The sequence below is a fragment of the Bradyrhizobium sp. SZCCHNR1017 genome, from assembly GCF_032381375.1.
Taxonomy (GTDB): Bacteria; Pseudomonadota; Alphaproteobacteria; order Rhizobiales; family Xanthobacteraceae; genus Bradyrhizobium.
Window position 1 is genome coordinate 97,573 of record NZ_JAUHIR010000014.1, and the last position, 15,998, is coordinate 113,570.

A 15,998-nucleotide genomic window follows, 5' to 3' on the forward strand; every position below is an offset into this window, starting at 1 on the left:
GGATGAGCGACACGATCGGCACCTATTCCTTCCTGCCCTGGCTACGGCTCGGCGTGGCGAACAGCATCACGGCGTCCGACAACGACAACTCGGTGGCGCTGCGCGCGACGATCAAGGTCGACTTGTCGCTGGCCGGGCGGCCGGTCCAGGGCGACACGGATCTGACGGCGACGATTTCGCGCGATGTCGCGCTCTATGGTCCCGGGGACATCGTCGGCATCGATCCGATGGCGGTGGTGAAGGTGGAGCCGCGCGACTGGATCACCAATTTCGAGCCGAACTACCTGCCCTTCGTTGAGTTCTACGACGAGGATTTTCCGTGGCGCTACACGCCAGCGGCGCCGGACGAATCGCGCCACCGGCTGCGCCCGTGGCTCGCACTTCTGGTGCTCGAGGTGGAGGAGTTCAAGGAAGTCGCGGTGTCGTCGGCGCGGCCGCTGCCGGCGATCGAGGTGACGGGCGATCCGGCCTCGGTATTTCCGCCCGCCGACCAGCTTTGGGCCTGGGCGCACGTCCACGTCAACCGCGACCTGATCCAGCAGGACGGCGTGGTGGAATCGACCAATGCGGACCAGGCGAGGGCGCGACTGGAGAGCCTGCTGGCCAGCAATCCGGACTACGCCTATTCGCGCGTCCTGTCGCCACGTCAGTTGAAGCCGAATACGTCCTACCATGCGTTCGTGGTGCCGACCTTCGAGAGCGGCCGTCTCGCCGGCCTCGGAATCGCGCCGGCGGCGAATCCCGCACTCTTCGCCACCCTGTCGGCCTGGGCGGACTATACCGACCGGCCGTTCCCGACGCTGCATCCGGTGTACAAGCGGTGGTACTTCAAGACTGGGACGGTGGGCGATTTCGAGTACCTCGTCCGCCTGTTGAAGCCGCGTCCGCCGGACTCGCGGCTCGGCCGCCGCGACATGGACACGCAGACGCCCGGCTCCGGGATGCCGCCCATCGCGGTCGCCGGGCTCCACGGGGTGCTGCGGCTCGGCGGCGCGCTCAAGGTGCCGGACGAGGCGCTGACCGGCGCGCAGGAGGCGGAAGCCGCGGCCTACGAGGGCTGGGACGAACCCTACGCGCACGAATTCGAGAAGGCGCTGGCGGGCTTCGTCAACCTGACCGACGACTATGCCCGCGAAGGCGCGCCCGACCCGGTGATCACGCCGCCGCTGTACGGCCGCTGGCACGCGCTCACCGAGCGGTTGCTTGAGGAGGCAGACGGCAGCGACGCGCCGCAGCCGCGCAACTGGGTGCACGAGCTCAATCTGGACCCGCGGTTTCGCGTTCCCGCCGCGTTCGGCACGGCGGTCGTGCAGAAGAACCAGGAGGCCTATATGGACGCCGCCTGGGACCAGGTCGGCGACATCCTTGCGGCGAACCGGCGGATCAGGCTGGCGCAATTCGCCAAGGCCGCGGCCGCGATCTGGCATGCGCGCCATCTCGGGCCGCTGAAGGATCTCAGTGCGGAACGCGGGCTGACAATGATGGCGCCGGTGCAGCGCCGGGTGATCGCCGACGGCTTCACGCTGCGCCATCGGCTCAAGGAAAGCACGGTGCCCCGCGCGGCGCTGTCCGCGCCGTTCCGGCGCGCGGTCCGGCCGCGCGACCAGCTCGCGGCGACGCTCGGCTTCGACTCGCCGAAAGGCGCCGAAGAGCTGCTGGAGAAGATCAATCGCGGCGAGGTCAGCGCGGCGCCGCCGCGGGTCACCCCGGACGCCTTGCCGGTGGTGGAGGATGTCGCCGCGCAGCTTCAGCCGAAGTCGCTGCCCGCGGAGCTGACCAACTGGCTCACCAAGCACCGCTGGGCGAAGTGGGTCCTACTGGTCGTTCTGCTGCTGCTCGCCGTGCTGCTGCTGGCCGTCGCCATCCCGCTCGCGATCGTGGTCGCGGCAGCGGCGCTGGCGCTGTTCCGATGGCTGGTGCGGCTGGAGAAGCAGGCCGGCATCGCGACCGGCGTGTTGCCGCAAGGGGCTTCGCCCGAGATCATCGACGCGCTGCCGGGCTTTCCGTCGTTCACCATCCGCGATCCCGATCCCGCCGCGCCTGAGCCGGTCGGCGGCGCTTCGTCCGCCGACAGCCCGGAGGCGGCGCGCTTCAAACTGGCCCTCAAGGATCTCAACCGGCTGCTCACAGTCAGCGCCGATCTCGGCAAGCCGCCGTTGCGCAAGCCGATCGACATCGCCGCGCTCGGAGCGTCGACCTTCGCTGCGATTGATCCCGACAAGACGGTGCCCGCCTTCACCTTCTCCTCGATCACCATTCCGCCGCGAGTGCTGGCCATCAACGGGATCGCGACGCTGCTGCAGCCGGAAGTGTTCAAGCCTGTGATGGCATATCCGGAAATCGACCTGCCGATGTACAAGCCGCTTCTCGGTCTGTCCGACGAGCACTTCCTGCCGAACATCGACAAGATTCCGCAGAACACGATCACGCTGCTCGAGACCAATCAGCGTTTCATCGAGGCCTACATGGTCGGCCTCAACCATGAATTCGCCCGCGAGCTGCTGTGGCGCGAATATCCCACCGACCAGCGCGGCAGCTGCTTCCGCCAGTTCTGGGACCCGAGCGGCGTGATCGACCGGGAGGGCCTGTCGAAGGACGAACTGCGCGAAAAGCTCCGCGATATTCCGCCGCTCCACACCTGGTCGCTGTTCTCCAAGCTCGGCGATCACGACCATCGCGAGAAGCCGGGCGAGAACGAGGAGGAAGTCGTCCTCGTCATCCGCGGCGAGCTGCTGAAGAAATATCCCACCGCGGTGATCTACGCCCAGAAGGCGCGCTGGCAGCGCGACGACGGCGGCGCGATCAATCCCCGCGTCGAGCGGGTGCTGGAGACCGACGGTCCGGTGGAAGACCGCCTGCGCTCGCCGCTCTACGAAGCCAAGGTCGATCCCGACATCACCTTCATTGGCTTCGACCTGACCTCGAAGGAGGCAAAGGGAGGCACCGGCCGCGGCAATTCGACGGCGCCGGGCTGGTTCTTCGTCATCAAGGAGCGGCCCGGCGAGCCGCGCTTCGGCCTCGATATTTCTCGCGACGGGCCGCTCAACGTCTGGAACGACCTCGCCTGGCCTGACGTGCTGTCCGACGCCGACAAGGGCTTTCTTCAGATCAGGCCGGGCGGGCCGACCCTCACCCTGGACGATCCGTTGGCGCCGGAGCTGCAGGAGAAGAAACAACAGTACGACGAGGACAAGGCGCTACGCTGGCATCCGGACAGCAACTCCGCGGAGCTCGCCTACATCCTCTACCAGGTTCCCGTGCTGGTCGCGGTGCACGGCAGCGAGATGCTGCCGAACTGATCGCGCAGCGGACACGACAGGGGGCGGCGGAGGCGAAATGTCCGAGTTCGATGATATCCGCAAGGAGCTGGAAGCGTCGCGCGCCGCGGCCGATGCGACGTCGCGCGAGATCGGCCGGCTTCGCCACACCCGCGCGCGGCTGATCCGCGACCGCGCACGGGCCGAGCGCGTCAGCAAGGGCGCCGACGATCCGGCGCTGGCGGCGATCGACAAGGAGATCAAGGCGGCGGCCTCCGAGATCGAGCGGCTGGGCGGTGCGCTGAAGGCGGCGAAGGACGAAGTGGTCCGCAATAGCGGGCTGTTCGCGAACTTCACCGACCCACGCCGCAACATCGGCCTGCTGTCCGATCAGACGCCGATCCTGCTGATGCCGCTGCGGATCGAAACGCGCTTCAAGCAGGCGGCGGAATTCGGCGGCGACCGCGACGAGCTGTGGGTCCGGGTTTATCCGGACGACATCGCCGTCGACAGCTTCGAGGAGGCGTTGTCGGAAGACGAGGTGAAGCGCGTCCAGGCCTATTGGGCCGACGTCTGGCGGGCGAACCACGACACCGCCGGGGAGCGGGCCGCCTGGCGAACGCTCGTGAGCGGACAGGGCTCGGGGCGGTCCTACTACGTGACCCAGACTCATCGTCCGCTCAACGAGGCGGCGCGACCGGCCAGGGTGGAAGGCGTGCCGACCGTGATCCTGACGGTGGTGACCAGCGCGCCGCTGGCCGATCCCGAGCGAGGTACGGTCAGCGCATTCTGGATCGCGCTGTGGCGCGCCGGCACGGACGTGGCCGCGCAGACGGACGCGATCGCCGCGCTCGACAACGCGCTCGGGGCCGAGCGCGCCGCGGCGGTCCGTGAGGCGTACCGGCCGCGGAATCTCGCCGACGCGCCGCCCGAGGGCGCGGACCGCGCGACCACCACGGTCATCGCGGCGTATCTGGAGTTTCCCGCCGCGGACGCCACGCCGATGCGCGAGACCGGCTGGTCGCAGCCGGCGACCGCGCGGACCTTGCCTGATCGCCTCGTCCTGCTCGGCTACAACGGCGGAACGCTCGAACTCGAGCAACTCGGAAAACCGATTCCGTCGCCGCTGCCGGTCACGCCGTCGCCGACCGGAACGGACGACGCGTCGGTCGCGCACGACGGCGACGACATCACGTTCGGTCCGGAGCTCGAATGGGTGCGCAACTTCGACCGCGCCGTCGAGATCGGCATGGGATTCCGGGTGCCGCTAACGCCGCCCGCCTTCCGCCGCGGCTTCGATCAGTTGATGGTGCTCGGTGTACGGCTCGGGGCCGATGCAGACGCCGGCCGGGTCGCGCTGGAGCAGTTGTTCGCCCATCATCATCAGTCGAAGGCCGGGTTCTCGATCCTGCCGCAGGGCCAGCCGACCAACAACGTCGAGGGCGAGGGCGCCGCCTACAGCTGGCGCGAGGAGTCCGACGTCAGCTTCGATCACTACTTCGGCACTCCGCCCCTGGACCCCGACGGATGGTTCGAGCGGACAGACGGACGCTGCCTCGCCGCCACGCTCGGTCTCGATCCGGCCGCGCTGGCGGTGATCCCCTTCTACCATCGCCACGACGTCAACGACGCCCGCGCCATGAACACGGCGCTGTGGCCGGCCACGCTCGGTTATTTCATGGAGAGCATGCTTCATCCGATCTTCGACGATTCGACGGTGGAGCGGACCCGCGACTTCTTCGTCCGGCACGTGTCGGCACGCGGGCCGATGCCCACGATCCGCGTCGGTCGTCAGCCCTACGGCATCCTGCCGGCGACGCCGCGCTCGCGCATCCAGTGGATCTTCGCGGGGGCGAACGTCGCAGTCGGGGCCGCGCACGCGCCGGACGATCCGGAATTGCGGTTCCTGACGCGGTTGTATCAGTTGCTGCGCAAGGTCGAGGCCGATCTGGAGCCGCTGATGTCGCGGGTGTCCTACATCGGCAAGCCGGGCGGCGACCGTCATCAGATATTGCTCGATGTCCTCGGCCTGCACGCCGGATCGGTGGAATTCCAGCAACGCTTCGCCGAAAGCTTCAAGGAACTGTACAACCGCCTCGCGATGCAGGGGGCGGGCGGCGCCTTGGTCGCGCTCCTGCTCGCCGCGGGCTATGTCGGAAGCGGGCTCGATCTGCTGAAGCAGCTCGGCTACACGCCGCCCGAGGGGATCGAGGTGCCGGACATCCTCGAGAAACTCTTTCTCAAGGCGCCCAACCAGCTCAAGGGCCCGCTGATCGACGACCGTCCGTTGTCGGAGACCGAGCAGATCCGCGCCTACACCGCCGGCGGCGACAACTACATCGGCTGGCTGATCAAGGCTGCGGCGACCTCACACGATGCGCTGCGGCTGCAGCAGGGCTTCACCCAGCGCCCGAACGCGCTGCTGTATCTCATGCTGCATCACGCGCTCGACCTGAGCTTCGTCGAGACCAGCATCCGCCTGTTCTTCAATGCCGGGCTGATCGGCGAGACCGAGTTGAAGGCGGCGCGGCGCGAGCCGAAGTTCTTTCAGGTCGAGGAGGCGAGCCTCGCCGTGCCGGCTGCGGCCGGCGGCAGCCGCTGGCGCTACCTCCACCGCAGCGACGCCGCGGTCACCGGAACGGGACTGAGGACGGTCGGCGAGTTCATCCCGACGGTGCTGACCTCGATGGTCGCCACCGCGTATCTCAAGCGCCAGCTCGATGCGCTCGAACGGCTGAAGAGGTCCCCGACAGCGGTTCTGGAACGGGTGTTCGCCGAGCATCTCGACCTCTGCACCTACCGGTTCGACGCCTGGTACGGCGGCATCATGAGCCGCCAATTGGAACGGATGCGCTATCCGCACGGTGCCGGCCGGGGGACCGCTCAGCCGGGCGCACCGGCCGGCGAGGCGAAGACCGGAATCTATCTCGGCGCCTATGGCTGGCTCGAGAACGTCAAGCCGGAGTTCAAGAAGCTGACGGCGGTCGAACTGCCGGCAAACCTCGCGGCGATCTTCGCCGATCCGGATGCGCCGCCGCTGATGCGCGACCGCAGCAACCAGGGCTACATCCACGCGCCGTCGCTGAACCAAGCGGTGACCGCCGCGGTGCTGCGCAACGGCTATCTGTCCAACGCCACGCCCGACAATCCCGGCAGCCTCGCCGTCAATCTCAGCTCGGAACGAGTCCGCATCGCGCTGTCGATCATCGAGGGAATGAAGGGCGAGCAGAGCCTCGGCGCGCTGCTCGGCTACCAGTTCGAGCGCGGCCTGCACGATCGCCACGACGTCGAAGTGGACGGGTTCATCTACGACCTCCGCAAGGTGTTCCCGCTGGTCGGCGACCGGCTGGCTCCGACGCTTACCGGCCGGCTCGACGCGTTCGGTCGGCGACTGCGGATCAACCGGGTGGAGGCGCGCAACGTCATCGACGGCCTTGCTTTGGTCGAACACATCAAGACCAGCGGCGTGAGCAGCTACCCGTTCGGCCACGATGCCGACCTGCCGGCGGCGAGCCCGCAGCAGGCCGCAGCGATCACCGCCGAGGCCGCGCGGATTGCCGACATCGCCGACGCGGTCGCCGACCTCGCGATGGCAGAGAGCGTGCATCAGGTGGTGCAGGGCAATTACGACCGCGCCGGCGCCGTGCTCGACACCTACTCCAAGGGAAAATTCCCGGCGACCCCCGACGTGGTGCGCACGCCGCGGTCGGGGGTGACGCTGACCCATCGGGTGGCGCTGCATCTCAAGGCCGGGCTCGACCCGAACGACGGCGCGCTGACATCGCCGCGGGCGAAGGCGGAGCCCGCGCTCAACGCCTGGCTCGCGGGCATTCTGCCGCCGCCGGCAGCGGTCGCCTGCTCGGTGACGGTCACCGACCCGCTCGATCTCTCCTCCGTCACCTACAACGTGACGCAGGCCGATCTCGGCCTGCTGCCGATCGACCTGCTGTATCTGCTCGATCCGGACAACGATCCAGCCGCCAAGGCGCTCGACGATCTGATCGAAGCGCATGTGATCGCCGTCCATGCACCGCGCCCGGACGCAATGCTGACGATCGCCTACCGCGAGAGGATTGCGGCGATCGCCGGGCATGTGCCGCTGTTCGAACTGTCGGCGTTGGTGCGGCATCTCAGAAGCCTGCTACTGCGTTCACGTCCGCTCAAGGCGAGCGACATGGCGATGGCCGGCGAGGCGAACGAGGCGGTCGATCTCGACGCGGCGCTCGCGCGCGAGCGGGCAACGCTGCCGCGCGATCTGCTCGCCGCGCGGCTTGCGGATCTCGACGCCTTCCGTACGGCGCTGCAGGCCCGCCTCGACGCCAAGCAGGAGGCCCAGATCGCCACGGAGATCGAGCAGACGATCACCGGCTTCGTATCGGTGATGCAGGGTCTCGGTCCATTCGCGGCGTTGCAGACCGGTACCGGTGCCGTCTACGCCGACCGGCGGCGGATCTTCTCCCAGTTGCACGCCGTACTCGCCGGCTACATCGCTCGATGGACCAGGCAACTCGCCGAGTTCGACGCACGCATACTCGCCTACGACGCTGATTCCGGCGCGCCGGACGCGGCGAAGTTCCTGGCGCTGCGGGTGGCCGAAAAGCTGATCGCGACCACGGCGACCGACCCTCTACCGGCGCAGCCGGACGATTTCCGCGACGATCTCATGAGCGGCAAGCGCGCCGCCTTCGTTGGACAGCGCGCCGTTCTTATCATGCTCTACGACAATGCGTCCGATCTCGCCGCCTTGCATGACGGCATCGAGGCGTCGAAGGCTGCGAACGCCGCGTTCGACGCGGCGGCGATCGACATCGCGGCACAGCGCACGGCGATCGTCGCCCTCGCAGAGGACATGGCGAAGCGCACCGCCGCGCTCGCGCTCGAACTGACGACGCGGCTGCCGGCGATCCAGGCCCGGCTCGATCAATACGATGCCGCGGCGGAGGCGAAGAACAAGATCGAGGCATTGACCGCCGCGGCGAAGCTGCTGTTCGGCGAAGATTTCAAGATCGTTCCGGATTTCGGTCTGCCAGCGGCGCAGGCCGGCGAATGGAGCAACGCCTGGGGCGCGGGGGCGCAGGCGGACGAGACCATTCTCGGGTTCCTCAAGACGACGATCGGACGCCGCTTTCCGCTCGACGACTGGTTCACGGGTGTCGCGCGGGTGCGGTCGAAGCTGCACGATCTGGAAGCTTCGCAGCATCTCGCCGACGCGTTCACGGGGGCGGGCGTCGCGCTGCAGGCGCTGCAATTTCCGCATCGCCCCGAGTTGCCGTGGCTCGGACTCGAATTCCCGGAGACCGATGCCGACGGAAAGCCGTTCGTGATCGACGAGGACAAGCTGCTCTATACCGCGCATTTCGCCGAAAGCTTCGATCCGGCGCGGCGGCAACTCGGGCTGTTGCTCGACGAGTGGACCGAAGTGATCCCGCGTCCGACCGAGGATACCGGTCTGGCGTTCCACTTCGACCGGCCAAACGCCGAACCGCCGCAGACTCTGCTGCTGGCGCTGCCGCCGAAATTTGTCGGCTCGTGGCAGTGGCAGGATCTCGTCGACACGGTACGCGAGACGATGGACCTCGCCAAGAAGCGCGCGATCGAGCCCGACCACGTCGACACGACCGCCTATGCCCGCTTCCTGCCGGCGCTGGTGTCCGCCGTGGCCTTCCATCCGATCACGGCCTCGCTCAACTTCGCTTTCAACAACAACCTCGCCGCGGTGCTGGCCGAGACGGAGACGGGCAATGGCTGACTATGTCGCGGTTCAGAACCTCTCCGCCGTGTTCTCCGGCAAGGTGAAGCTGCCCACCATCACGTTGTGGAACAGGCTCGAGGGCCGTCCACGCACGCACGATTTCGACCGCGCGCTCAAGGCCGAGGTCCGTGATCCGCTGTGGCTGCTGACGAAGCAGTGGCAGATGGGCGAGTTTCAGGGCGACGACGCCGGCTCGCCCGTCGTCGCCAAGGTGCACATCGAGACCACCGAACTGACGAAATACCGCGCGGCCGGCAATCCGCCGGAAGCGTTTGCGGACGACGTACCGCTCGAAGCCAAGGTCGAGCGGCGGCCGATCCCGTTCCGTCTCGCCGGCCAGAAGATCGCGTTCGATCTCCGCATCGCCCTGGGCCGGCGCTGGCTGAAGCTCGTCGCCGGCATCGAGCCGGGGCTTGCCCAGCAATTCATAGCGGCGCTGCCGGTCGCCATGCCAGATCCGGCGCTCAAGGCCGATGCGCCGGTCGCCGCCCATCGCGAAGCCTGGCAGACGATGGCGGCGCTGGCCGGCCGGTCGATGGACGGCTACGACCTCGTCGAGCATCTGACGGCCGCGCCCGGCAATCACGCGCACGACCTCGTCGTGCTCGGCAATCCAGCCAGCACCGCTGCGATCGAGACGGCGGAGGCGGAATTCCTTGGCTGGTACCGGGAGGCGTTCTACCAGCCCGCCGCGGGTGCCGCCGATGCCTGGCTGCCCGATCGCCTCGAATACGCCTTTGCAGCGTCGGCGCCCAAGGCGGGCGGCGAGAAGCTCGTGGTCGCCGACGAATACTTCCAGGGGCATCTCGACTGGTACAACTTCGACGTCGACGCCTTCGGCGCAGGACTCGGTGACCTGGCGGACGCGCCGCCGCCGGCCGCCGTCGAGACGACCTTTACGGCATCGTTCATCCCGGCGCCGATCCAGTTCGACGGCATGCCGAACACACGCTGGTGGACCTTTGAGGAGGGACGAACGAATTTCGGCGACATCGATCCGGAGACGACGGACGTCAACAAGCTGCTGCTGATCGAATTCGGCCTCGTCTACGCCAACGATTGGTTCCTGATGCCGTTCACTGTGCCGGCCGGGGCGATTACCCGGGTCGCCGGCATGAGCGTGACCAACGTCTTCGGCGAGCGGATCTGGGTTGAAGCCGCGGGCAAGGGCACGGACGCCGATTGGCAACGCTGGTCGATGTTTACACTGGCGACGAAGGGGAGCAACGACATTCCCGCCGATCTCAGCCTGTTCATCGTGCCCAGCGTGCCGAAGATCCAGGAGAGCGAGCCGCTGGAGTCGGTGGAACTGTTCCGCGACGAGATGGCCAACATGGTGTGGGGTGTCGAGTCGCGGGTGATGTTGGCTTCGGGCGACAGCAAGAGCGGGCGCAGCGCCGCGCTCGACACCCGCCGCTATTTCCGTCGCCTGGTGGAGGAGAGCCTGCCGCCGGACCCAGCACCTGCGCCGCCGATCGAGAACGACGCCGCGATCCGCTATCGGCTGATGAGCGAGATGCCGGAGAACTGGATCCCATTCATCCCGGTGCACATCGACAACGACAGCCGCGAGATCCAGCTGCGTCGCGCCGCAATGCTGCGGGTCATCGACCGTGACCCGGATCCGCCGGTGCGCGTCGAACCTCGCACCGATCTGCTGCGCCACGGTCTCGACCTCCCGCAGCAGCAGGGCTACAATCTCCATGAGGAGGAGGTGCCGCGCGCGGGCATTCGTGTCACCCAGAGCTTCCAGCGCACGCGCTGGTACAACGGCCGCACTTTCGTCTGGCTCGGCATCCGCAAGGAGACCGATCGCGGCGAGCGGTCGAGCAAGCTCGCTTTCGACGCGATCCTTCCGAAGCGAAAGGCATGAACGCATGAAACGTCACCGCCGACATATAGCGGTGGCGCGGCCGCCGGCGATTGAGGGTTGAACGGGCGCGCGTCATTGCCAAGTCGGGAATTTCTCACGCGACGGCAGACGCCCGGCGCCACAAGATTACGTAGCGGCCAGCAAGTGTGAATATCCGAAGACCCGTTCTCAACCTCAGCGCTTCCTTCATGACATAGGAGCAACGGAGAGCGAGCACGAGGAACGCCGTTCAAGATTGAGCGCGGAGAAGTTCGCCTTGATTGTGCCGAATCGAGGGTTACTGCGTTATTGTACGTTGCGGCTTCAGCAGCTTCGGCAGAAGCCCTTAGCCATAAGGGCAGAGATCACGCGGGATCGCTTATAGCATGGGCAACCGCAGGCTCTGCTCAAACCTGGTGATGGGTAGTCCCACCGCAGGCCGTCTCAGCCGGGCTCGTGAATTCTGTGCAGCCCAGTCACCAAGGCGGTAATCACGCTTATCACGGCGCTCGTACCATGGTCATTCAAGAACGAATCTCTGCGTCATAGTTGTCATGGCACCCCAGTCTGCCACGTGGAGCGCGACGATGGTGCTGGTTGGTGACACCGTCGCACTTAAGGGGAGAACGGTGATCGACACTCCGAAGTTTGGATCCCTTGAAGCCGTCGAATCCGCTAAAGCTCGACAAAGATTCGCAGGCTTGCCTCGCATTCGTCAATTCAGCACGAGAATTCAGTGACCACTGCTCTTCGTACGCCCCGTGGCTCAACGCCGCGCAAGAACACATCAGCAAAGCGCTCCGCGTCACCAAAGGCCGCCCCGCGGAAGAAGACATCTGTTGCGGCAACAACGAAGGCTCCGATTCGGACTGGCATTTCCTCCTCGTCGCCGCTGGGCATGTTGGCGCTGTATCTTACGGCGCAATGGCGCGCTTCGGGCCGGGGCGGACTTGTGTTTCTCGCCGAAAATGAGAGCCGAGCCGAGCTGTTGGGTTCGATCATCCCAGTTATCGAGCCGGCCTGTGATGTGCTCGTCTATCCCCGTTTGAACACGCTTCCGTTCGATCAGCTTGAGCCTTCACGTGATATCGCGGGCCGGCGGAGCTCCGTCTTGAGACGCCTTGCCAGGGCAAAGAAGCCGATCCTGCTGATCGCGACGGCGGAGGCCATAATGGAGCTCCTGCCGTTGCCTGCGAACTGGTCTCGTATCGGATTTCCCCTTCGGACCGGGGCCGTCTTTTCCGAGGAAGACCTTGAGGCCCGTCTGAAAGCTCTCGGGTACGACCTGGACGACAGTCCGGATTATCCCGGTGGAGTTTTGTTTCACGGCAACACCTTCGAGATCTTCCCGGCCGGCGCGTTCGGACCTTTTAGGATAGAGCATTCCGGAGGGAGAATCCGGCGTATTGCAGCGATCAATCCGATAGACCAGGAGGTGATTTCCGAAACGAAGGAACTCCTGATTGACCCGATGTCCGAGCGGCTAGCGTTCACGGGCCGGGCTCGAAGAAGGTCCAGCCTATTGGACTATTGCGCACGCGCCAAATGGATCGCCGACAGCACCGTGCCCAGGCACGCCGACACCTGGTTGAGCACGATCGAGGATGCGGCCGCCCGCAGTGAGCGTGACCGTGCCTATCTCAGCCGACGCGAATGGGAGCTGGCGGCCAAGAAGATCACTGTGTTGCCGCCAACCACTCCGTATCGTGCGACGCCAGAGTTCTACAAGGCAGCCTCTCCGCGGAAGGCGCTCCGTGCATTTATCGAGGAAGCCCAGCGCGGAAGCGCACGTGTGCTTTTCGTCGCTGCGGTCGAAGCTGATTTGCGTGTGATGGCCCGGATGAGCGCTATCAAGGCCGAATGTGTGCCCGATTGGACGCGCGCGACCGCAAGGGGCAGGCAGCAGGCCGCATTGTTGGCAGGCTTCGATGCGGGCTTTGTCGTTCCTGGAAAGAAGCCGCTCGTGGTCATCACTGCTGCCGACGTGCTCGGCAGCAGGGCACACCAACCGCAACCGATGAACTGGGCATGGACGCCCGGCTTCGATTCGGGAGATCTCCCCGAACTCGGATCCGTGGTCGTTCATCTGCAACGTGGACTCGCACGCCTTGGCGGCCTGAGATCCATGGGCACGGGAGATCTTTCGGCGCGCGAGATGGTCAGGTTGGTATTTGCCGGAAACGACGCCGTTCTCGTTCCTCTCGCAGAATTGGCGCTGATCTGGCCTTACGCCGCTGAGCTCGGAGACACCTCGCTGGACAAGGCCGACGGCAGCTCGTGGCGGCCGCGGCGAGCCGCTGCCGAGACGGAGATTCACGTGGTCGCAAAGGAGCTGGCCAAGCAGATGAGTCAGCGCCGGCGGCGCCCGGCTCCGAAGCTCGTGCCGCGCCCTGCTGTCTATGAGAAGTTCGTCGCGCGGTTTCCCTATTTCACCACCTCCGATCAGGCGAAGGCCATCCGCGACGTTCTGGATGATCTTGCATCGGGGCACCCGATGGACCGGATCGTCTGTGGAGACGTCGGCTTTGGCAAAACCGAGGTGGCGCTGCGCGCAGCGGCAGCCGCCGTGCTGGCCGGAAAGCAGGTCGCTATCGTCGTGCCGACGACAGTGCTGGCACGACAGCATGTCGAAACCTTCCGCAAGCGCTTTGCGCCTCTTGGCATCGATGTTGGAAACCTGTCGCGGGTTGCCTCGACCGCCGAAGCGCGAGAGGTAAGGGAGCGCCTCAAGAGCGGAGAACTCAGGGTCGTCGTCGGGACCCTCGCGCTCGCATCCAAGGAAGTGAGATTTGCCGAACTTGGCCTGATCATCATTGACGAGGAGCAGCATTTCGGCGCTGCCGAGAAAGCCATGCTGTCGGGCCTCAATAAGAACGGCCACCGGCTCTGGATGAGTGCGACACCGATCCCCCGCACACTTGCGGCCGGCTTGACGGGCTTGAGGGATCTCAGCGTGATCGCAACCCCGCCGGTCCATCGTGTTCCGGTTGCCACCAAGGTGGCACCGCTTTCGGACATAGCTATCGCCGCTGCGCTGGTTCGTGAGCACAGACGTAACGGTCAGAGTTTTGTCGTTTGTCCGCGGATCCAGGATCTCGATCCCATGCTCGCCAGGATCCATGCGCTGGCGCCGGAACTACGTATCATTGCCATTCACGGCAAGATGCCAACGGACGAGATTGACGAGAGGTTGATGGGGTTCGTCGAAGGCCGTGCCGATGTATTACTTGCGACCAACATCGTGGAAAGTGGCCTCGACATCCCACGTGCGAACACCATCGTTGTGTGCTGGCCCGAAAGATTCGGCCTGGCACAATTGCATCAGCTCAGGGGGCGAGTAGGACGGGGCGGCATCCGGGCGTTTGCACATTTCCTGACGGAAGGTGGCTCTGAACGCTCGGAAAAGCGGCTTTCCGTTCTCGAGGAATTGAGCCGTCCGGGCGCTGGCTTCGCGATCAGCGCTCGCGACCTCGATCTCCGCGGCGGCGGCGACCTGCGCTCCGATCGACAATCCGGCCACATGCAGGTGTTCGGACCGACGCTCTACGGCCACCTTCTTACGCTTGCCCTGGAGGGAGACCGCGATGGAATGTCCGCGCTCTGGATCCCCGAGTTGAATCTTCCCATTCCTGAGCTGCTTCCTTCGAGCTATGTGCAATCGGAGGCGGTCAGGCTGGAGATCTACGCTCGAGCCGCTCGGTGCCGGAGTGATGACGAGCTGGAGGAGCTCGAGGATGAAACGCACCGCCGATTCGGCAAGCTGCCATCCGAGGCCAGCAATTTCTTTGCTGTCGCCAAGCTCAGGATAAGTTGCAGGCAACGGGGGATCATGCGTCTCGATGTCGGCCCGGATGCGATTGCTGCAACGATGCTCGCAGGGAGGATCGGTAAATTACGCTCGCGGTCACTGCAGCGCGAGGGCGATCGCGTCGTCTATCCCGGGCGCAGCGATGAACCTGCTTTACGACGGGTCGAACAGTTCTTGGATCTGCTGGACGAATGACGAGGGATGCGCCACTCAACTTGAAGCGGTCCTGTGTGACCTCCTCGGGCCCCGAAATGAAAGCGAGGCGCTTGAAACGAGGCTATTTGGGTTTTGATCCAATCAGCCCCATCTGAGCGGATGTCGCCGGCTCATCTGTTCGAGTCCCTGTTGCTGAACGGGTGCACGCGTCGACTCGCGCCTTAGCGCGTCCGCGGCGAAACCGGAGACGTGCGCCGGGCGGATAGGCTCGCGCCAACTGATTGTGCTCGATCCGGTGTTGCATCATGTCCCGTCGGGTCTGGCGCTCGTCGAGCATCAGGACCAGATCCGAGCAGGGCTTGGTCGAACACAGCAGCAGAAAGCCGGCTTCAGCGTCCTGAGGGTAGACCGTCAGCGCATCGGAGCGGTCCACGTTGCCCGATACCAAGCGCGCGGCGCATGCGAGGCACCAGCCCTGCTCGCAGATGTAGGGCGTCTCGATGCCGGCGTCGATCATGCTGTACAGCAGATATTCGTCGGATATGGCGTCGAATGTGAACGTCCCCTCCGGACGTTCCAGCCGTATGCGAAACCGCCTGGTGCCGCCTTCATTGGTCATGGCCGAGAGCTCCGTCATCGCTCACCACCGGCTGTCGGGCAATGCGACGTCGCCGATGCGGCCGCTCGCGTAGCAGTGCGCGGCCGCGATGATCCGCGCAGCAACCGCCAGCTCGCTTTGATCGCGCGGCGCGTAGACCACGAGGCTCTGCGGCGGCACGGCGCCGGCCATGTAGCGTGCGAACGGATGCACCGTGCCCCAGCCCTTGGCCGCCACCTTCTGCGCCCATTCCGGCCGCAAGGTCAGGTGCAGCGACCCGTCGGGGCGAACGATGAGCCACACCGGCGCGAACACGAAGGCCTCCGGCTGGCCCATGGCATGGATGTCATCGAGCGCGAAGGCGCGGCCTGCGGCGTTCATCGGCGCCGGCACCTCTTCGACGCCAGCCAGCGCGCAGGCGCAGGACACGAGCTGTGCGGCGTATCCGGCGGGCGAGGTGTCGCCGAGCTGGTGGCAGGGCCAAGTTGGTGCGAGCCGCGGCGCGCTGCCGGGACGTGTGGCGAGACGGCGCAGTCCAGGCGCCATCGCCCAGACGGGTGCAGCACTGCGCACGC

The 15,998-nt window shown here is 66.0% G+C and carries 6 protein-coding genes; 4 read left to right on the forward strand and 2 right to left on the reverse strand.

Annotation, left to right across the window (positions count from 1 at the left end):
• Window positions 1–2: 2 nt before the first annotated feature.
• The 4 genes from QW863_RS28190 to QW863_RS28205 all read left to right on the forward strand — a co-directional run bounded on the left by QW863_RS28190 (window position 3) and on the right by QW863_RS28205 (window position 14,864).
• On the forward strand, window positions 3–3,299 hold the full coding sequence (locus QW863_RS28190) for a hypothetical protein (RefSeq protein WP_315716264.1): 3,297 nt from the start codon (window positions 3–5) through the stop codon (window positions 3,297–3,299).
• A 37-nt stretch (window positions 3,300–3,336) separates the two neighbouring features.
• A complete protein-coding gene (locus QW863_RS28195; protein WP_315716262.1) occupies window positions 3,337–9,006 on the forward strand; it encodes a hypothetical protein in 5,670 nt (1,889 codons plus the stop codon).
• On the forward strand, window positions 8,999–10,882 hold the full coding sequence (locus QW863_RS28200; protein ID WP_315716261.1) for a hypothetical protein: 1,884 nt from the start codon (window positions 8,999–9,001) through the stop codon (window positions 10,880–10,882). The genes QW863_RS28195 and QW863_RS28200 overlap by 8 nt, the downstream gene beginning before the upstream one ends.
• A gap of 877 nt (window positions 10,883–11,759) precedes the next feature.
• A complete protein-coding gene (locus QW863_RS28205) occupies window positions 11,760–14,864 on the forward strand; it encodes a DEAD/DEAH box helicase (protein ID WP_315716259.1) in 3,105 nt (1,034 codons plus the stop codon).
• 82 nt (window positions 14,865–14,946) lie between these two features.
• Here QW863_RS28205 and QW863_RS28210 read toward each other — a convergent pair whose 3' ends face one another.
• Window positions 14,947–15,444 (reverse strand): 2Fe-2S iron-sulfur cluster binding domain-containing protein, encoded by a 498-nt coding sequence (locus QW863_RS28210; protein ID WP_315716258.1) that lies wholly within the window; start codon window positions 15,442–15,444, stop codon window positions 14,947–14,949.
• 21 nt (window positions 15,445–15,465) lie between these two features.
• A complete protein-coding gene (locus QW863_RS28215) occupies window positions 15,466–15,996 on the reverse strand; it encodes a luciferase family protein (RefSeq protein ID WP_315716257.1) in 531 nt (176 codons plus the stop codon).
• Window positions 15,997–15,998 lie beyond the last annotated feature (2 nt).

What these genes read in the sequence shown, in the direction of transcription:
- QW863_RS28190 (WP_315716264.1), top strand. Translation starts at nt 3, where the DNA reads ATGAGCGACACGATCGGCACCTATTCCTTCCTGCCCTGGCTACGGCTC.
- QW863_RS28195 (WP_315716262.1), top strand. Translation starts at nt 3,337, where the DNA reads ATGTCCGAGTTCGATGATATCCGCAAGGAGCTGGAAGCGTCGCGCGCC.
- QW863_RS28205 (WP_315716259.1), top strand. Translation starts at nt 11,760, where the DNA reads ATGTTGGCGCTGTATCTTACGGCGCAATGGCGCGCTTCGGGCCGGGGC.
- QW863_RS28210 (WP_315716258.1), bottom strand. Translation starts at nt 15,444, where the DNA reads ATGACCAATGAAGGCGGCACCAGGCGGTTTCGCATACGGCTGGAACGT.
- QW863_RS28200 (WP_315716261.1), top strand. Translation starts at nt 8,999, where the DNA reads ATGGCTGACTATGTCGCGGTTCAGAACCTCTCCGCCGTGTTCTCCGGC.